The following is a 19,105-nucleotide window of genomic DNA, read 5'->3' as shown; positions in this document are numbered from 1 at the left end:
ACACCCTTTATATTAAAATCCGATTATTCCTGTTGGAAACGGTACCTTAAGCACCATATCAAAAATAAGATAGATAACTAGAGTAGTACTCAACCCCAGGATTGAAGCACGTTTAATGGTGAACTTTTCAACAATCAAAAGCCACAGGACTAAAAACAACAAGATCGAAATGATCATTCCAAATACGCTTATGGAAGCGACCATCAGCAAAGCACCAATTACCGGGACAAAATTTTTCTTCTCAATACGGAAAACCGGCGGGTTATTCTTTAAAAGTCCAAGAGTCGCCAATAACATAGTCGCGATGCCGATTATCACCGGCAAAAATCCGGACCCAGGGGTTTTGTCAATCCAAAAGCCATATTCAGTCCAGCCTTTGAATGCCCAGTAGCCTCCAAATAATATAATGAAAACCGATATCATCCTGTCCATCTCGTTCACCCCTTTAAAATGGAGGGCAAAAGGAAGGTTTCCCTTTGCCCGCTGTATTTCCTACTTGATCAAGTCCAACTCTGTCAAAAGCTCTTTATAAAGGGTTTCACTTTTCTCAAAAAAAGCCTTTGATTCTTCCGCGTTCATATAGGTTGGTTCCAGGCTAAACTTTTCGATATAGTTGTTCTGCCACTCTTCCGATTCGCTCACGCCCTTGAAGACGTTCTCCCAGTATGCTACCGCTTCTTCCGGCATATCAGGTGGTCCGGCAATTCCACGGAATTGCTGGAATTCGATATCATAGCCAAGTTCCTTAAATGTCGGAATTTCGTTTAAAGGCTCTCCTAGCTTATCTGGTGACGCCGTTGCGAGCGCTCTCAGCTCACCGGCTTCGATTTGAGCCATTACCTCACTTGGATTGCTGAAGAAGGCATCAATATGCCCGCCCATCAAAGCAGACAATGTTTCACCCCCGCCCTGAAAGGTAACGAATTTTGTTTCGATGGAGGCCTCACGATTCGTCAGGTGATACACCATGTGGTCCTCTCCACCCAGTCCTGTTCCCCCTACGGAAATTTTGCCTGGATTATCCTTTGCTGCTTTTACGAAGTCTTCAAATGTTTTATATTCACTATCCCCGTCAACCAGCAGGACGAATGACTCCAGAGCAAGCGTTCCGAGAGGTGTCAGGTCCTCAAGCTGGATTTTGGCATTGCTCATCACCGCACTTGAAATCTGCCCAGATACGAAGGTAGAAATCGTTGATGGACTTCCTTTTTTGCTATGGGTGTATGTGTTACCGACTGCACCCGAACCGCCCTCCTTATTTACGACAAGAATATTTTCCTTAATCAAACCTTCTTCCTTGATGATTTTCGCAATGGTCCTGGCGTTTGTATCACTGCCCCCCCCTGCGCTATATGGGACTACAAATTCGACATTCTTCCCGAGAGAATACCCGCTCTCGGCGCTGGCTTCCTTTTCCTTTGTACCTGTTCCAGCTGTCTGGTTACCGCCGCAGCCTGCAAGAGAAAATGCCAATGTACATGCTAACCCGATTGAGAGCCCTATCTTATTGAATTTCAACAATTTTCAAATACCTCCTAATATTCTGATTTTTTATTGGAAACTTTGCCTTTTTAGGAATACTTGAAATTCGGTTTCCGTTTTTCAAGGAAAGCATGTACTCCCTCTTTATAGTCACTGCTTTCAAAGGAAGATAGAATCAGCTGAGAAATTTCTTCACTTTCTTCCGTTGCCCCCTGAAGTACCTCTCCAATGATCCGCTTGGATCCGCGAACGGACATTTGAGCATTTTTTGACAATAGTTTTGCATATTCGTACGTTTCTTTTTCAAGCTCTTCAGAAGTATAAAGGCGGTCAATCAATCCCATACGTGATGCTTCTTCGGCTTTAATAATCCTCCCCGAGAAAAGAATATCCTTTGCGTTGGAAGGGCCTACCAGGTCAACAAGGTTTTTTGTTCCTGCCAGGTTATAAATCAGGCCCAATTTCGCCGGAGTAATGCCGAACTTCCCGGTATTATCGGAAAAACGGAAATCACATGCCAATGCCAGTTCGCAGCCGCCGCCGACACAATAGCTCTGAATCATGGCAATTGTCGGCTTCGACAGGCTACCAAGCTTGGCCTCCGCTTCAAGTGTTGCATTATTATAAGTGTTGGCACCTTCCGCGGTATACCGAAGCGTTTTAAACTCGCTGATATCGGCTCCTGCTGCGAATGCGGTTTCATCCACTCCTCGCAATATAAGGACCTTTATGTTTGGATCACTCTCCACATCATCAACCATACTGCCTATTCGTTTCCACATTTCAAAAGTCAGAGCGTTTCTTTTTTGCGGCCTATTGAAGTATAAAGTGGCAATGGTACCATCCTTTACGAGGTAAATATCCTCCGTCTCTGTTACTGCCCGTCCCATCACTTTACCAATTCCTCCCTTGTCACAACATTTTCTTCAATTAATTTATTAATCTCTTCGTCTGTTAAATCAAGCTCATCGCGTAATATCTCATCATTGTGCTGTCCCAGTAAGGGTGCAGGTCTCCGTATTTGTCCTGGTGTTTCCGAAAGCTTATTCGGAATTCCAAGTGTTTTTAGCCTGCCGGCCACCGGATGCTCAAACTCCTGGACCATGCCTCTTGCAAGAATATGGGGGTCTTGTAGGGATTCTTCGTATGTATAGATTGGCCCCCCAGGAACTCCGGCGTCGTCAAGCAGGTCTACCCAATGGTGGGTCGGCTTATCGCCTAGCACTTCCTCTATTCGTCTTTCCAGTTCATCAACATTCGTAATCCTGTCGTGCGGCGTCTTGAACTTTGGGTCTTCAATCCATTCCGGCTTATGGACCACCTTATTACAAAACTTTTCCCAGCTTCGCTGATTCGCTCCGCCAACCAGCACATAGCCATCGGACGTTTTAAACGCCTGGTACGGTGCGGATACGCGATGCCGCGATCCAGTCCTTTGCGGTACAACCCCTGCCCCGAAATAGCTTGCTGCTTCCCATACACTCCAGGCGAGCCCGGATTCGACAAGAGATACGTCGATCAGCTGGCCCCGGCTTGTTTTTTGCTTGTGAACATAGGCTGCAAGAATGGAGTAGACGGCCGTGACTCCAGCTGAGATGTCATTCATGGCAATCCCCGCTTTTACAGGTCGGCCGTCGGGTTCACCAGTCATGCTCATTAATCCCGTCATCCCTTGCGCCATGATGTCGAACCCGCCTTTTTGACTATACGGGCCTGTTTGCCCGTATCCCGAGATTGAACAATATATAATTCCTCTGTTTAGCTTTTTTACCGTTTCGTAATCGATTCCAAGCTTTTGGACCACACCTGGCCGGAAATTTTCCACTATTACATCGGCTTTTTTTGCAAGTTTTAAAAAAATCTCCCTGCCTTTTTCCGACTTGAGGTCAAGTGTTAAACTGCGTTTATTCCGGTTGATCATCATAAAGCAAGCGCTTTCACCATTGACAAAAGGGCCCATGCTTCTTGTATCGTCGCCCGTTTTTCCTTTTTCAATTTTAATGACCTCTGCTCCAAGGTCCCCAAGCACCATCGTGCAATAAGGCCCCGCCATGACCCTTGTCAAATCCAGTACCTTCATGCCTTCTAAAGAGAGCACGTTTTCACCTCCGCATTTATTCTTATTGCCATTAAAATTCTGTATCCTGTACCATCTGAAAATTAATAATTTCCTTGCCTCTATTTAAATCTTGTAGTAGATGGTACTCTACCATTTGAACAGCTTTTTCCACATTTCTTTCCTTAATCGCCTCTAAAATGTCCCGATGTTCTACAAAAATATTATTATTGTAATAATGATAATGAAGAATATTTGCGCGGTACAAAAGAAGCATGAAGCGCGTTTGTTTCATCAGCTCAACAAGCCGTTGATTGGGACAAGCATTTATTAGAACTTCATGGAACTTGGTATTGTATTCCAACACCTCATGGTTTACCTTATTCCGGTAAGCTTCCTCCGAGAGCCGCAAAAATGCTTCAGCTTCCTCAATCTGTCTTTCGGATATATTCGGAACACCTAGCCGGATAATGTCTTTCTCGAGTAGCAGGCGACAATACAGCAACTCTTCAAAATCGCGCTGATCCAACGATACAACCCTCAGGAAAGTTTGATCCTGCACGAGAAGCCCTTCGTTTGTCAGTTGCCGTAAGGCTTCACGCAGCGGGGTTCTTCCTACCCCAAATTGCTCGCAAAGCTTAGTCGCAACGATTTTACTCCCTGATTTGATCTCCCCTTTCAATATCGCTTCCTTAATTGCCTCATATGTTTGCTGGTAGAGTGGTTGGGATTGAATGACTGCTTTCAATCTTCCCTCCTCCTTTCTAATATTTCATGATAATTCTGTCTTATATGGTACCACATATCCTGCACCCTGCATCCAGCAGACAAGAAAAAAAAAATAGGAACAGCAGGAACAAAATTAAATAGCGTGGATGCTGCATCCTGGATGCAGCATCTAACTTTATAGTAAGAATATACAAAATTGTCTAACTACTTTCAAGTGTTTTTATTAAAAAATATAAAATTCTTTCTTGGGGCGCCTTTAACGTCCTTCTTTTAGCCCAGTCTTTTTTATTGGAGAGATGTGTAAAGGACTCAGGAAGGTTAGGTTGAATATCAAGCTTTTCAGATGGCTTTTTACCATGGAGCCTACCCAGGGATGAAAGTTCTTTTTGTTAAGAATTCTTGTAGCCAATCTTTATATATGAGCAAAAATAAATCTGTTATACATTAATTGCCGTATATTTTCTATCAACATGCTAATTCTCATTCGGATATGGAGCATTTAAGAGAAAAACGCAGTTATTGGAGGAAAAAGGCGCTTCAGAGGTGTTATATGACAAATAACGTCGAATTATCGTGTTTGAATACAGATTGTGATTATTGTTATGCTTATATCTAGTTGACAGTCAATTTAGTCAACTTGCAAGCGATATCTTTGTGAGGAAAAACACAAAAAGCAAGCGATATCCTTGTGAATACCATCACAAAAGGAGTTGATACTATTGAGATCTGATACCGCTAAAGGTAACAATCTCAACGAAGAGTTGAGCGATGATTACTCATTGGACCGAGTACCTCTTGCCAAAAGGAACATGGGTTGGTTAAGTATTACCAACATCACATTTGGAATTGCCACCGCGATTTTCTATTTCCAGATGGGAAGTGTGATGGCCCTTCAATTTGGTGCCATCAATGCCATTATTTCAGCTGTTTATGCCATCATTGTAGCCGGGATTCTCGGAACCTTCATTGCCTATTTATCGGCAAAGTCCGGGATGAACGTGAATCTAATGTCTCGAGGCGGCGGATTCGGCTACATAGGTGCATCTTTGACCTCCGTTATTTACGCTACAAATTTTATTATGTACTGTGCACTAGAAGGGATGATCCTGGTAGCAGCTGTACATGAATTCCTTCCCGTTATCCCCGAATGGGCTTTAATTCTATTCTTCGGAACCATTGTCATTCCATTAAATTGGTTTGGAATCAAGCAATTGGATAAATTGCAAAAATGGTCATTGCCTCTGTTCGGCATTTTTTTAATTGCGGCAATTGTTATGGCTGCTCTCACTCCTTCCGTTTATAATGGAACGTTTTGGACGTATATGCCAGAAAACGTCCAGGTTGGAGGAACCGCCTTATTGCTTTGTATTGGAATGCAGCACGGAATCATGGGTTTAACCCCTCTGCTTGCTTCCGATTACGCACGTTTCTTAAAGCCAAAAGACATGAAAATTGGTATATTCGCCATCGGATTCATCCCGCAAATTTTTTGTTTTGGAGTCATGGGGGGTCTTGGAATTTGGTTCGGCGTCCGTCTCGGAGAGCCAAATCCCGGAGTATACATGGTGATGCTTCTTGGCATGTGGGGAGCTTTATTTACGATGATTACGCAAGTACGCATTAATGTTACAAACATTTACAGCGGTTCGTTGTCCCTATCAAACTTTTTCGAGAATATATTCAACTTTAAACCAGGGAGACGTGTTTGGGTTGTCGTGACCGGAGTGTCAGCAATCATCCTGATGCTTGGAGGCATCGTCAATCACCTTGAAACGGCTCTGGTTTTCCAAGGGGTATTCTTATTATCTTGGGCAGCCATTTTAGTGACAGACGCTGTTTTCGTCAAGAGATTCCTGAAGATAGGTCCCTGCTATTATGAAGCAAGGCAGGAGTATCTGCATAAGTGGAATCCAGTCGGTGTCTGGTCCCTGGTGATTTCATGCATTCTCGGAACGGTTGCCGCCTTAGGGTTTATGGGAACCTTCCTGCAGAGTACAGCCGCCTTCTTTGCCGCGATTCTTGCATCGATTCTGACCGTCATCTTGGCCATCGCCACAAAAGGAAAATACTATATTAAAGAAGAAGCCAACGATATTGAAAGAGAAGAATATATCGCTTAATGAAGCGTAGGTAAAAAAAGGTTATATACAAAGACTAGGGGAGAGAAGCAATTTGTGTTCTCTCCCTTTCCCTTTTATGATACCTGCTCCCGAAAGGCTTTACAGAATTGTAAAACTGAACGAATGGATTAAGAAAGGTGGCAACAGCTTTAACAATCAACTGCCGTTAGAGATGATGCGGAAAACTTATTGAAAAATAAGGAAACACTGTCTATTCTTAATAGTCTCAACTTGATGACCATATACTTGATCTGTGCAGTCAATCCATTTATAATTCCTGATTTTCCTCTCTAGCTTTTCGTTTATTTCATCTTCAATTTCGTGCATCAATTTAACGGTTTCATCTAAAGAGAGATTAAAGCGATTACCTGCCTGGTGGTAAGGTGATTGCTCTCTAAGAAGGGTTAAAAATTGTTCCTTCGTCTCCGATTGCTGCGCCAAACGATCTTCAATGCCTTCAATAAATTGATAAATTCTCCTTTTACTCATTGGCAGAGAATCCACAATATTCCTCGCGAAAATCTCCATTATTTTCTCATTCATTACAAACGACCTTCTTTCCCTTCGTTTTCAAAATCATTTGTAGCCAACCCTTGCTGGGCCTTTTACCAGCTTGATTTTTTAACCCCTGGAATCTGCCCCTTATGTGCGAATTCACGGAAAGCGATACGTGACATTTTAAACTTTCTTAAGTAGCCTCTGGGTCTTCCAGTAACTTGACAACGGTTGTGAAGTCTTGAAGGTGCAGAATCGCGAGGAAGCTTACTTAATGCAGCATAATCGCCTTTCTCTTTGAGCTCCTTTCTCAATGCCGCATACTTTTCTACCATCCTTTGTCTCTTAAGCTCTTTTACAACTTTTGATTTTTTGGCCACTTATGTTCCTCCTGAATTTTCTTAAATAGTGATGAAATATCCTACTCTTTAAAGTAAAACAACTGAACTAGCTAAGTGAATGTTTTACTCATAATCAGAATCATTACGTTTTATTGTGAATTTCCTATTTTGTTTCACGATGTAAGGTATGTCTTTTTAAACGCGGACTATATTTTTTCAATTCCAGGCGGTCTGGGTTTGTACGTTTATTTTTCGTCGTAATATAATTTTTATCTCCCGTTTCTGTGCATGCTAATGTAATTTTTACTCTCATTATTAAATCCTCCCTTTTTTAATCAAGCTTCTACTTCAAACTGGGGAAGAGGGTCTTTAAATGAAGACCAGTCTTCCTTAAGTTCTTCCTCTGTTAGCAGACAGGCATCCAACGATCGTTCGATGTTAGCCTGCTTCATGCCAATTCCAATCATGACAAGTTCTGTCATCCGGTCCCCAAATTCAGGATCCCATCTTTCAAGCAGTTCCGGTTCATCCTTTAGGATTTGCTCCCTTTCCTGGTCAGGATAAGCAGCAATCCATTCCCCTGCACCCTGCAGAACGATTGAAGGACCAGCCTGGGACAGTAATCCTGTTATATTGTTTCGAGTTGCAAGCCAAAAGAAGCCTTTTGCCCTGACAATATCTACAGGCCAATCTTCAAGCCACTGTCTCCAGCGTTCAGGATGAAAAGGTCTCTTTCTTCGATAAACAAAAGAAGAAATTCCGTACTCTTCGGTCTCCGGAGTATGCTCCTCGTTCAATTCCTTGATCCAGCCTGCTCCTTGGCTTGCTTCTTCAAGATCGAATAGAGATGTATCCAAAATCTCATTTAAGTTGATTTCGGAATGGGAACTTTCAATCACGTTAGCGCTAGGATTCAGCTTTTGTAATACTGCTTTTAGCTCACGAGCAGCTTCTTTATCCACTAAATCGATTTTGTTTAAGACTATAACATTGGCAAACTCAATTTGGTCGATGAGTAAGTCGACTACTTCGCGGGTATCCGACTCATCCGTTCCTTGCTTACGATCAAGCAGAGTCTCTCCTGAAGCAAAATCATGCCAAAAGCGGTTCGCATCCACCACGGTTGCCATCGTGTCAAGCCTGCAATAGTCGGATAAGTTGATCCCCAGACTTTCGTCTACATAGGTAAAGGTTTGGGCCACTGGGATTGGTTCCGAAATCCCCGAAGATTCAATCAGGATATAGTCGATATCCCCTGCTTGAACCAATTTTTCCACTTCAATCATTAAGTCTTCTCTCAATGTACAGCAAATACAGCCGTTTTGAAGCTCCACCAATTTTTCATCGGTTCGGGAGAATCCTCCTTTTTTAACCATGGAGGCATCAATGTTGACTTCACTCATATCATTGACAATCACAGCAATTTTTTTATTTTCCCGATTTTTTAATACATGGTTCAATAAAGTTGTTTTCCCTGCACCTAAGTATCCGCTTAAAACCGTTACAGGTATTTTTTCAGTCATTTCGTTTCACCTCTAATTGATAATAGAAATCATTACGATTTAAATTCTATAGACTATTGACGATTCTTTCTGCAGCATGCCTCGCTCCAGAGATGTTTCTTGCGATTGGACCCACTTCCAGCTCAGCCAGCGGACCGGAAACATATAAATGGGGACACCACTGCAAGGATTTATCAATAATTGGATAGCCACATTTTGCGCACGATAACTTAAGGTCTATTATCAATTGATTGAGCCAGTTCTTCCCTGGAAGGGATGGTGAAAATCCGGTTGCTAATAGGATAGTATGTACCTTTATTGCTCTTTCTCCAACAATCAGCGTAATCTGATTTCCGGCAGAAAACATTGATTCAACCTCACCGTCTATAATCTGTATCTTTTTTTCCCTCTCAAGCCTTTTCAATTTGTAAAAGAGGTCTCTGGTTAAAGACCCTTTATTTCTAGCCTGTTTAATCTTCATACGGCGTTCTTCATAGTTCGTCACTTTATGGTATGAGGTCAAATTTTTTGGACCTAACCACCCCGGGTCACTATCAAAATCATGGATTCGAAAAGGATGCCGCTTTAGTAAAATTACCTTTCCAGGAAACATACCGGACAATTTAATCGTAAGGTGTGCCGAAGTAATCCCTCCCCCAATAATAACAATTGGAGGTTGTAAGGATGATGGATGAACCATCCTATCCTCAAAAATGTGAAAAACTTGAGCTGGAAAGTCAGATTTAAGTTCCTCCGCCCAATCAGGTATATTTAATTGATTGTTTAGGCCGATGGATAATACAATATTTTGCGCTTTAACGGCCTCTCCTTTCTCCGTGGTGACCTTCCAAAATCCTTGTTCCTTTTCAATGGAATGGACAAAGCCCTTTTGCCAGGATCGTTGTAACCCAACCTCATTTACAATGGATTCACTGTGTTCATTAAAAATGTTAAGTGATGGCCGTCTGTAGTTTCCATAAAAATGGCGTCGTTCCCAATTTTCCTTTCGAGCATATTTCTGAAGGCTAAGCGGGTCTACATCAATGTGATGGACAAATGGCGAACGTAAATACTCCATTCCAATTGTATCGGTGTTTTTCTTCCAGCTATACATTGGTTCATCGTGAGGGTCAATAATACAAAGCCTTTCAACCTTTACTTTTTCTTTTTTAAGTAAGAATGAGGCTATGGTACAACCATGAATCCCTCCCCCAACTACAAGCCAGTCATACAACAATTCCACCTCCTGAACAAATCGAAATGATTACGATTTGTATTTTATAAATATTCTTCCTGATAGTCAAGTTTTATAAAAAATTAATGGTTTTTAAAAGCTGATAAAAAAGGATCCTCTAATTGTTCATACAATTATTCAGTTAAGTTTGTCAATATCGGATAAATATATGGTTCGGAAGGCTCTGCAATTACTTCCCACTTATTTGCTTTAATGAGCGGAATTTCTACACCATTGAATACAGTTACACCTATAGTCCCTTCCATCTCAAGCCATGTGTCTTGTTTAAATTCACCAGCTTCCTTAAACTCGGCAAGCAATCCGATTATACTGGCATCCGCGACGCAATGGGTAATGAGAAACCTGGATAGAACAAGTTGGTTCCCGTCAAGTCCCTCTTCTTTATAGACAAACCCGCTAACCTTTATTTTTCTTCCGATATACTCTTTTGGGTCCATACTAATAGCTTCAAAATAAGCGGAATATATATCGTTTTCCATTTGAATGACATCCAATCCCTCTAGCTTTTTCATTTCTTCATCATATTTCTCTTTTGAAAAAAAGTTATTGTTAGGCAAAACAGCTTCATTATCCTGTATAAGGTTTGGATCCGTTTCAGCGGCAGATCCCTGGCTTTCTCTATCCTCTCCTATTCTTTTATTGCCAACTCCATTAGCTTGAGGAAGAACGGTTCCTTTTTTTGCTGCAATCGAAGAATCTAATAGTGCAGGTGATAACCCATAACCAGTCATCAACGGAAATAGAATAATGCTGTAATTGACTAATTTTTTTGCCCATGAAGCGGAATAGCCATGATCATGGGTACACCCCGGAGGACAGTGGGTATGCTGATCATGGTTATTCTCAAATGTCCGAAAAAGCTGAACGAAGAAAAAAAGAATAAAAACAACCGCAGCAATCTGACTCATCAAATTGTACTTGGGATTGATATACTTTGTTATTTCACCGGTGTAATGCAGTTGGATAAAAAAAACAGCAAAAGCCGCCAAAACGACCGCCCTTATAAATTGTTGAAAATGCACACGTACCATCTTCGCTCACCGTCCTAAAAGAGGCCTGATAGGTTGACAGATAAAAACACAATCAAAGTAATTAAAACAAGTAACGTAAACACAAACTTTGCCTTAAAGACACTTAACAACATGATTGTGTTTTTCAAATCAATCATAGGACCGTATACTAAAAAGGCTAATATGGATGTGCTAGGAACTAAATTTCTAAATGAAGCCCCTATAAAGGCATCCGCTTCCGAACACAAAGATAAGAAATAAGCTAGTCCCATCATAACAATGGTAGATCCTAAGACACCCTCGCCGAAAACGAACAGTGATTTTGCGGATATATAACTTTGGACAAATGCAGCAATCAAAGCACCAATGATCAAATATTTTCCCATATCAAAAAATTCATCGATGGAATGTTTAATCATTCCTTCTATTCGTTGCACAAGTGACTCATTTCTTATGGTCCCATCCGTTGAGTGAGTAAATTCTGATGCAGAATGTTTCAATTGGCTCGACTTAAATAAATAGCTAATTAAAAGGGCTATTAACATTGCTGCTGCAAAACCAATTCCCATCCTTAACCCTGCTATCTTACTGTCATTCCCAAATGCCATATAAGTGGATAAAATGACAATAGGGTTAATTAATGGACCTGTCAAAAGAAAGCCGATTCCTGCGTGTAATGGTACCCCTTTTGATACTAACCTTCGGATGATGGGCACAATTCCGCATTCACAGGCAGGAAAAAGGGCCCCCACAACACAACTCATCGCTACGGCTAGAAATCTATTTTGCGGAATCAAACGACGAATATGGTCTTCCGTGATGAATATTTGAATAAATCCTGCAATGAGAACTCCAATTAAAACAAATGGAATGGCCTCAATTAAAATACTCAGAAAAATGGTATTCATTTGCATAAAAGAATCAGATACATGAATGGATAACTCTTTTCCAATGAATTGACTGATTGCAATAAAATAAATGACCATACTAAAGGCTATTAAGCTGGTAAAATCAATAAGATAGGAGTGGAACCAACGAATCATTCAGATCATTCCTTCGTCTATTACTTTTTTAATAGCACTTATTTTATTTGTATGTTTATTCAAAAATGTAATAGCCTATCCTATTTTTCTTTAACACTTTAAATTTTTTGCAAATCGTAATGACACCTGATTATGTTTTAGTCTATTAAGAATGGAAACTTTTATTACCTATTTTATTGAACTTTCATTTTCACTTTAATAAATGCATATTTTTGCAAATAAAACGTAATGATTACTGTTTACAAATCGTAATCATTACGATATTATAGGGAGCAAATAATTTCTCACGGGAAGAGGTATAGTCACTATGAAATTTAAGTATATGGCATTGGGATTTATCTTCGTTATATCAATTTTTCTGGCAGGTTGTAACTCTCAAAAACCAAATGCTTCAATATCTACTGAAACGGATCAACAGGAAGCTGCCAATCAATTAAAAATCTTTACTACAATTTACCCATTGAAAGATTTCACAGAAAAAATTGGCGGAGAAGATGTCACAGTTGAAAGTATCATGCCTCCTGGTGCTGATGCCCATACATTCGAACCAACGACTAAACAAATGACGAATATTGCAGAAGCCGATGCATTTATTTACAACGGCTTAGGTTTGGAACCTTTTGCGGAGAAAATGGGGAATGCTCTTAAAAATCAAAAAGTAAAATTCGTGGAAGCTGCACATGGAATTGAGACCCTTGCTCATGAGCACGACGACCATTATGAAAAAGAAGAGAATGGACACGGCGAAGAGCACTCCGAATCGGATGAGCACGGACATGCCGAAGAGCACTCTGAAACCGATGGGGACGGACATGACCACGGAGACCTCGACCCTCATGTATGGCTAGATCCTTACCAAGCTATCACTCTAGCTGAAGGTATTAAAAATACCTTTGTTGAGTTAAAGCCAGATGCAAAGGAAAAGTTCCAAAAAAATTACGAATCATTGAAAGACGAACTTGAAAAGCTGGACGAGGAATTTCATCATTTAGCAGAATCTAAGGAAAATCCTGAGATGGTCGTTTCACATGCTGCCTACGGTTATTGGGAAGAAAGTTACGGCATCCAGCAAATTCCTGTCGCTGGTCTTTCTCCTACTGATGAACCATCCCAAAAAGCCCTTCAAAATATCATTGAACTGGCACGTGATAAACAAATTAAATACATTCTGTTTGAACAAAATGTTGCTCCAAAAGTAGCTGAGGTCATTCGCAAAGAAATTAACGCAGAGCCTCTTTACTTACACAATTTATCTGTTATAACAGAGGAAGATATCCAAAATGGAGAAGATTACTTTAGTTTAATGAGAAAAAACATTGAAACATTGGATAAAGCTCTAAAATAAGAAATGAGGAAGTGTCCATATGACACTTCCTCATTTCTATTTTATAAAATTGATAGCCAGCTGTCTTTAGGGTTTAATAGATTTCTCCATTTTCCAGCTGACGATTCACCTTTTGACGGTTTTCCAACTCTCGTACGACTTTATCATACGTTTCGTCATCCAGGTTGTAGTATTTAATTTCGATCATGGCCAATACAAGTAAAATAATTGGTACAACAGTCGTTGTAATCAGGATTCCGGTTAGGGAGGTTTGGCTTTGAACCTGATTGGCCACATAGCCGAATTGGGTAAGGACTAAACCAGGAATGATTCCACCAAGTGCCATACCGAATTTGAAGAAAAAGCCCACGATGGCGTAAATGAGTCCCCCCATCCTTTTACCTGTCTTATATTCGCCGTATTCAATGGTTTCAGGAATCAGTGCCCACATAAAGCCACCAGCGGTCAGTGCTCCCGCTGCAGCAACCAAACGGAAAATCAAAATCAGCGCGGTCATCGTTGGAGGTGTTACCAGGATACCAACCAACCCGGCAATGGTCACCGCTAAGGAAACATAAAGCAGCTTTTTCTTCCCCAGCTTCTTATTCAGCCATGGGATAAATGGCAGAATGGCGAAGGCGGGAAGGGTACCGATTAAGCCGTACCATTTTACAAGATCCGGACTGTCCATATTGTACGTAACATAGTAAATTCCAACCGAGTTGATAATCGAATTCACACCAAAGATAATGATGAAAAAGATGCTTAAAACGACTAGTGGACGATTCACTTTCAACTGTTCAAAAATATCTGTCGGTTTGATTTTAACATTAGTCTGAACCACTTGGACACGTTCTTTTGTGGACCTGAAAGTGAACAGAATCAATAGAGTTCCAACCACTCCCATAATCCCCATCGTTATTTGCCAGCCAAGTGCTGTATCGTTCGTCATGTCTCCAATGGAGGAGGATAAAAACGGGACAAAGAAGGCGACAATCAATCCCCGATATTGGCAAAAATCATCCGGACGGATGTAAGACTCACCACTTCATCATTGTCACGCGTAATCGCCGATGTTAACGCACCATAAGGTACATTTATAAATGTATAAACAACGGTTAAAAGGGTGTAAGTAATATAAGCATAAACGAGCTTTCCCCACTCATTAAAATCAGGAGTCGTAAAGCAAAGAATTGCCAGGATGGCAAATGGAACCGCACTATACAGCAAGTATGGTCTAAATCTTCCATACCTTGTGTTGGTTCTGTCTACCAAACTCCCAATAATCGGGTCATTGATGGCATCAAAAATCCGAACGACCAGGAACATGGTCCCCGCTGCTGCGGCTGAAATGCCAAAAACATCTGTATAAAAGAACAATAAATAAGTGGAAACGGTCGCATAAATCAGGTTACAAGCCAAGTCCCCTGATGCGTACCCAACTTTTTCTACTATGCCTATTTTGGCACTAGCGTTCGATTCTGCCATTTCCGGACTTTCCATTTCTACTCTTTGTGCTTCTCCCATGATGCATCACCTTCCTAAATTGTATAGCCTTCAAACTGGTTGTCTACTTTTTTTCCATAACATAAAAACCAAACTACTATTCAACCTTTGGAATTGCTTACATTTCTGATTGATGGCGGTTACAGAAATCATAACACCTTATCTTAGTTCATCCATCGTACAAACTAATTTATATGAATGATATACCTCTTCTATTTTTTTGTCAACGTTTACAGAAGAGTCTTCCTTCATGGAAATTATAGTTTGGTACAAAAAAACCTACAAAGATGTCCTTGCAGGTCCACTTATTTTCTCATTTTTCACTTTATGCTGCTGGATATAAACATGGAGGCATCCTGTTTCATGAATATACGTTCTCCATGATAGAATGTCCTGATCTCGGTTGATGAAAATCCAACTTTGGATAATCGCGCCTTCAGTTCTTCATGCAAAAAACCATTATGGACTTTTGGATGATAAATTTGATCTTTTTTATCAAAATCAACAATAATGAGCTTGCCGCCATAATTTAAAATCTGGAACAATTTCTGTAAAATTTTTTCTGTATCCGGAATATGAAGAAGGACTAATGACATTAAAACGATGTCGGCCTCAAGGTCAGGAGTTTCTTGGGTAAAATCGGAACAAAGTACTTTCGCGTTGGCCAATCCTTTTCGGGAGATTTTAGCCTTGGCAACCTCCAGCATTTGTTTGGATGAATCGACCAACAGGATGGAATGAACGTCATCTGCTAATTCCAATCCAATTAGTCCAGTACCACTGCCATAGTCAATTAAAGATTTTGATGGACAATGTCCTACTTCTGCTTTTACTTCCTTAACGATGATTTTAGCCAATTCCATTCTCTCTTCGGTATCATACCTCTTTGCCATCTCTTCAAAAACGTTATCGTCCATATTCCACTCCCCTATTTATTCCAATTAGTGCTGCATGGCAGTCATTATAGCAAATGAAAGATGAAAAAGAAAAAGCAGAAACAACAAATCGTGTTTCTGCCTTTTCAACATAGTCATGCCCCTGCCAAGGACATTTATTATAGCATATGATGAGTGACGGGAAGCAACATTAAACAAAACAAAAGCCCCATTATATGATTTAGGGCTTTGGTATTAAAATCAAATTCTTTTTTAATCATCATACTCGACGTCAAGGACTTTTCCAGTTGCTGCATCAATCTCAACTTCTGCTTCTCCGCGCGCTGTTTTCAATTCTACTTCATATTTAATAAAACCGTCATCCTCATCTATTTTAATCTCAGTCATCTTTCCATTCACTGCCTTTTCAGCAATTACAATGGCATCAGTCTGGGAAATGATATCCTGCTGGTCCTGCCCACCGTTTTGACGATTGTCATCATCGTCATCCTCATCCCGGTCAACGGAGTAGATTTGACCAGTATAAGCATCAATATTCAAATGATAGTCGATATCATTTTCTTCAATCTCTACCTCATAAATGACTTTATCCGCCTCTTTCTCCAGTTCAATCTCTTCGATGACACCATTCACTTCTTGAAGGGCTATTGTTTCCACTTCATTTGTGCTGAGGATTGTTTTTCCATTCTTAACTCCATTGTCGACCTCATTGCCATCATCCTTCTTTGCAGCACTTACAGCAAACGTACCTCCAAAAACAAGCGTAGCTCCTAAAGCACCGATTAACACTTTTCTTTTCATTTAAATCTCCTCCTCATCATTTTCAATCTCATTTCTTATCCTTACTATATCCTCAGGGAATGAGAATAAGGGAAGGGAAAGATGAGAAAATGATGAGAAAATGAAAGGAGCTATCCTAAACTAGTTTTATAATTATCAATTTTTCAGCCTGTAGCATAATTGAACAACTCCAGAGGAAAACGTTCGTGTGTCAACATGTTCTAAGTTCACCCTCTGTTTTACATCAATAAACAATGGTTTTCCTTCTCCTAAAATAACAGGGTGAACAGATAATCTAAATTCATCGACAAGATTGTACTTGATAAAAGTTGTTATAAGGCTCGCTCCGCCGTAGAGCCAAATATCTTTACCGGGCTGATTCTTTAATTTAATAACTTCTTCAACCACGTTTCCATTAACGAAATGTGCTCCCGTTCCACTTCCCTGTTGGTTTCGGGAAAACACATACTTTTCTTTTTGGTGGATGATGTTCCACATGTCATCTTCCACATCATCGTTTTCCGCAGCATATTGGCCCCATAAATCATAGCTTTTTCTTCCGTATAATATCGTATCGATTCGATTCAGAAAATGGATAAAGTCCATCTCGGAGTCCATAATGCACCAGTCAATTTCCCCATTCTTCCCTTCTATAAATCCGTCCAAAGTAACGGCTAAATCTAAAAGAACTCTTCGTGGCCTCATTATCTCTGACATATTTTCCCCTCCATTTCAATTAATATTGATTATGTACCTGCTCGGTGTAATGTTGCTCCCTGGTAAGGACATCTGCTTAGAACACGATTAAACAAAAAAAAACTTAAATCAGAAAAAAGAATCCATTTTGATTAATCAAAACGGATTCTTTACTAGGTCATAAAATACGGATTCTGGATCAATCATTCCCTCTACTTACATTATACAACGATTTGCAAATCATTTATAGACTACTCTTTTAGCCATTCCAATACTATACTGTAATACACAAATTAAAAAATGGAGGGGTGTACTAGTATGAATGATAAAAAAGATGTCTTGGATCATGGTCCTTTTTTTCACGGTACGAAGGCAGGATTGAAAATTGGAGATTTATTAGAGCCGCAACACTTATCAAATTACCAAGATAAAAAATCGAACTATATCTACTTTACCGCCACATTGGATGCTGCTAAATGGGGTGCTGAATTAGCATCATCAACATCAAAAGAAAGAATCTTCATTGTAGAACCATTAGGTGATTTTGAAAATGATCCAAACTTAACTGACAAAAGATTCCCTGGAAACCCAACACGTTCATATAGGTCTAAATCTCCTTTGAAAATAGTCGCAGAATTAAGTTCATGGGAAAGACATTCCGATGAAGAAATAAATCATATGCGTGCATCCCTAAAAAAGTTACGTGAACAAGGGAAAGCTGTAATAGACGATTAAGCCTTAAAAAATATTAGGAAATGCATTTATTTAAGAGGGCCAAAAAATCAATTTTTTTCTTATTGCTTATAACCTTCGGCCTTGGCTTTTGCTTCCCAATGCATGCAAAAGCCGGGCTTGGAACGCTGCCAAATCCGTCAAAAAATGTGCCACATAAGATGACCAGGTGCAAAGTATAATTCATCCAAACGAAATATGAAGCCTTCAACTTAGCAACTAATAAACGCAATTTTTTTAATGAATGATTTTTTTCTTATTCTACTAAAGCACCCATTTAGTTAAGTATAAATCTTCACAATCTTTTTTAGGCAATAAAGAAGGCCCACTCAGTAGCCTGAATACCTCATACGATCTTATTACTTAGATATTCCCCGAAGCTGATTTTCCCCATTTTTCGAAAAGAATTTGTATTTTTCCCCTCGGAGATAGATTTGTACAGTTTTCCTGGAAAAGAAATGCTTAAAACTTTATTTGATTCCTTATTTTTTTTGATTTTGAGTTCAGCCATTTCTTTTAATGTCATAATATCTGGTCCACCAAAATCATCCGCTCTTCCTTGTGGATCTTTTTCCATTAAACTTATTAGATGACTGGCAAATTCACTAACATCAACACTTTGAAATTTAAAGTTTCCAGGGACAATATATCTTTTAAAGAGTGGTTTTGATATAAATAAATTTTCGACAAAATTGTGGAACTGAGTGGCACGTACAATTGTGTGAGGGATAGAACATTTATTTAACAATTCTTCTGCTTCATATTTGTGTTTATAATATTTAAATGGTATTTCATCTATCCCAACAATTGACGGATAAATAAAATGTTTTATGTGTTTCATTTTACCTAAAAACTCCTTAAAAGCTAAAACCTCGACCATTTTTGAATTTTTAATCGGACTTGTTGCTGCGTGTATAATTACATCTACATCTTTTACTGCTACTTCTAATCCTTCACCAGACGATAAATCGCTATAAACCCACTCGAAATGTCCTAATCCTTCAGGTTTTCTTCTAGAAGTTATTTTAACTTTATAATCAGAACCTTTTAGTTGCTTAACTAAAGTTGACCCTAGTTGTCCTGTTGAACCAGTAACCAATATCCTCAAAGTAAACACTCCCACTCTAATGAATTTCTC

The 19,105-nt window shown here is 39.8% G+C and carries 19 protein-coding genes and 1 pseudogene; 3 read left to right on the top strand and 17 right to left on the bottom strand.

The window, feature by feature from the left end; genetic code table 11:
* Positions 1-12: 12 nt before the first annotated feature.
* The 5 genes from WQ57_RS18985 to WQ57_RS18965 are packed head-to-tail and all read right to left on the bottom strand — an operon-like array spanning position 13 to position 4,286.
* Entirely contained in the window at positions 13-432 is a 420-nt protein-coding gene (locus tag WQ57_RS18985) for a tripartite tricarboxylate transporter TctB family protein (protein WP_046525343.1), read from the bottom strand.
* Between the two features lie 60 nt (positions 433-492).
* Complete coding sequence (locus WQ57_RS18980; RefSeq protein WP_052948824.1) at positions 493-1,521, bottom strand: Bug family tripartite tricarboxylate transporter substrate binding protein; 1,029 nt, start codon at positions 1,519-1,521, stop codon at positions 493-495.
* A 50-nt stretch (positions 1,522-1,571) separates the two neighbouring features.
* A complete protein-coding gene (locus WQ57_RS18975; RefSeq protein WP_046525342.1) occupies positions 1,572-2,372 on the bottom strand; it encodes an enoyl-CoA hydratase-related protein in 801 nt (266 codons plus the stop codon).
* Entirely contained in the window at positions 2,372-3,580 is a 1,209-nt protein-coding gene (locus WQ57_RS18970; protein WP_156183184.1) for a CaiB/BaiF CoA transferase family protein, read from the bottom strand. Before WQ57_RS18970 ends, WQ57_RS18975 begins: the two co-directional genes overlap by 1 nt.
* A 31-nt stretch (positions 3,581-3,611) precedes the next feature.
* On the bottom strand, positions 3,612-4,286 hold the full coding sequence (locus WQ57_RS18965; RefSeq protein WP_052948823.1) for a GntR family transcriptional regulator: 675 nt from the start codon (positions 4,284-4,286) through the stop codon (positions 3,612-3,614).
* A 700-nt stretch (positions 4,287-4,986) separates the two neighbouring features.
* On the opposite strand from WQ57_RS18965, the gene WQ57_RS18960 reads away from it, so the two are divergent.
* Positions 4,987-6,387 (top strand): purine-cytosine permease family protein, encoded by a 1,401-nt coding sequence (locus WQ57_RS18960; RefSeq protein WP_084820327.1) that lies wholly within the window; start codon positions 4,987-4,989, stop codon positions 6,385-6,387.
* 186 nt (positions 6,388-6,573) lie between these two features.
* On the opposite strand, the gene WQ57_RS18955 is transcribed toward WQ57_RS18960, so the two are convergent.
* From WQ57_RS18955 to WQ57_RS18925, 7 genes are all read right to left on the bottom strand, one after another.
* Positions 6,574-6,930 carry a hypothetical protein gene (locus tag WQ57_RS18955; protein WP_046525340.1) on the bottom strand — a complete coding sequence of 119 codons (357 nt, stop codon included), beginning with the start codon at positions 6,928-6,930 and terminating at the stop codon, positions 6,574-6,576.
* Positions 6,931-6,992: 62 nt separating this feature from the next.
* Positions 6,993-7,262, bottom strand: a complete 270-nt coding sequence (gene rpsN / locus WQ57_RS18950) for a 30S ribosomal protein S14 (RefSeq protein ID WP_046525339.1) — start codon at positions 7,260-7,262, stop codon at positions 6,993-6,995.
* Positions 7,263-7,386: 124 nt separating this feature from the next.
* A complete protein-coding gene (rpmG, locus tag WQ57_RS18945; RefSeq protein ID WP_046525338.1) occupies positions 7,387-7,536 on the bottom strand; it encodes a 50S ribosomal protein L33 in 150 nt (49 codons plus the stop codon).
* Between the two features lie 22 nt (positions 7,537-7,558).
* Complete coding sequence (locus WQ57_RS18940; RefSeq protein ID WP_046525337.1) at positions 7,559-8,746, bottom strand: GTP-binding protein; 1,188 nt, start codon at positions 8,744-8,746, stop codon at positions 7,559-7,561.
* 46 nt (positions 8,747-8,792) lie between these two features.
* Entirely contained in the window at positions 8,793-9,968 is a 1,176-nt protein-coding gene (locus tag WQ57_RS18935) for an FAD/NAD(P)-binding protein (RefSeq protein WP_241481588.1), read from the bottom strand.
* 125 nt (positions 9,969-10,093) lie between these two features.
* A complete protein-coding gene (locus tag WQ57_RS18930; RefSeq protein WP_046525335.1) occupies positions 10,094-11,011 on the bottom strand; it encodes a TIGR03943 family putative permease subunit in 918 nt (305 codons plus the stop codon).
* Between the two features lie 14 nt (positions 11,012-11,025).
* Entirely contained in the window at positions 11,026-12,033 is a 1,008-nt protein-coding gene (locus WQ57_RS18925; protein WP_046525334.1) for a permease, read from the bottom strand.
* Positions 12,034-12,340: 307 nt separating this feature from the next.
* Between WQ57_RS18925 and WQ57_RS18920 the strand changes: the two genes are divergently transcribed.
* Positions 12,341-13,378 (top strand): metal ABC transporter solute-binding protein, Zn/Mn family, encoded by a 1,038-nt coding sequence (locus WQ57_RS18920; RefSeq protein WP_046525333.1) that lies wholly within the window; start codon positions 12,341-12,343, stop codon positions 13,376-13,378.
* Between the two features lie 73 nt (positions 13,379-13,451).
* Here the strand turns inward: WQ57_RS18920 and WQ57_RS18915 are convergent.
* The 4 genes and pseudogenes from WQ57_RS18915 to WQ57_RS18900 form a co-directional block, all read right to left on the bottom strand.
* Positions 13,452-14,845: pseudogene (locus WQ57_RS18915) on the bottom strand (glycoside-pentoside-hexuronide (GPH):cation symporter).
* Positions 14,846-15,183: 338 nt separating this feature from the next.
* On the bottom strand, positions 15,184-15,780 hold the full coding sequence (locus WQ57_RS18910; RefSeq protein ID WP_046525332.1) for a class I SAM-dependent methyltransferase: 597 nt from the start codon (positions 15,778-15,780) through the stop codon (positions 15,184-15,186).
* A 231-nt stretch (positions 15,781-16,011) separates the two neighbouring features.
* The gene (locus WQ57_RS18905) at positions 16,012-16,560 is read right to left on the bottom strand and encodes a PepSY domain-containing protein (protein ID WP_046525331.1); all 549 of its coding nucleotides are present in this window, start codon (positions 16,558-16,560) and stop codon (positions 16,012-16,014) included.
* 135 nt (positions 16,561-16,695) lie between these two features.
* Complete coding sequence (locus WQ57_RS18900) at positions 16,696-17,256, bottom strand: dihydrofolate reductase family protein (RefSeq protein WP_046525330.1); 561 nt, start codon at positions 17,254-17,256, stop codon at positions 16,696-16,698.
* Between the two features lie 297 nt (positions 17,257-17,553).
* On the opposite strand from WQ57_RS18900, the gene arr reads away from it, so the two are divergent.
* The gene (arr, locus tag WQ57_RS18895; RefSeq protein WP_046525329.1) at positions 17,554-17,970 is read left to right on the top strand and encodes an NAD(+)--rifampin ADP-ribosyltransferase; all 417 of its coding nucleotides are present in this window, start codon (positions 17,554-17,556) and stop codon (positions 17,968-17,970) included.
* A 343-nt stretch (positions 17,971-18,313) separates the two neighbouring features.
* Here the strand turns inward: arr and WQ57_RS18890 are convergent.
* Positions 18,314-19,105 (bottom strand): SDR family oxidoreductase (locus WQ57_RS18890; protein ID WP_241481587.1); only part of this gene is annotated, 792 nt, incomplete at its 5' end.

This window comes from Mesobacillus campisalis (assembly GCF_000986785.1).
Taxonomy (GTDB): domain Bacteria; phylum Bacillota; class Bacilli; order Bacillales; family Cytobacillaceae; genus Mesobacillus_B; species Mesobacillus_B campisalis.
This window is presented reverse-complemented; position numbering and strand designations above follow the sequence as displayed.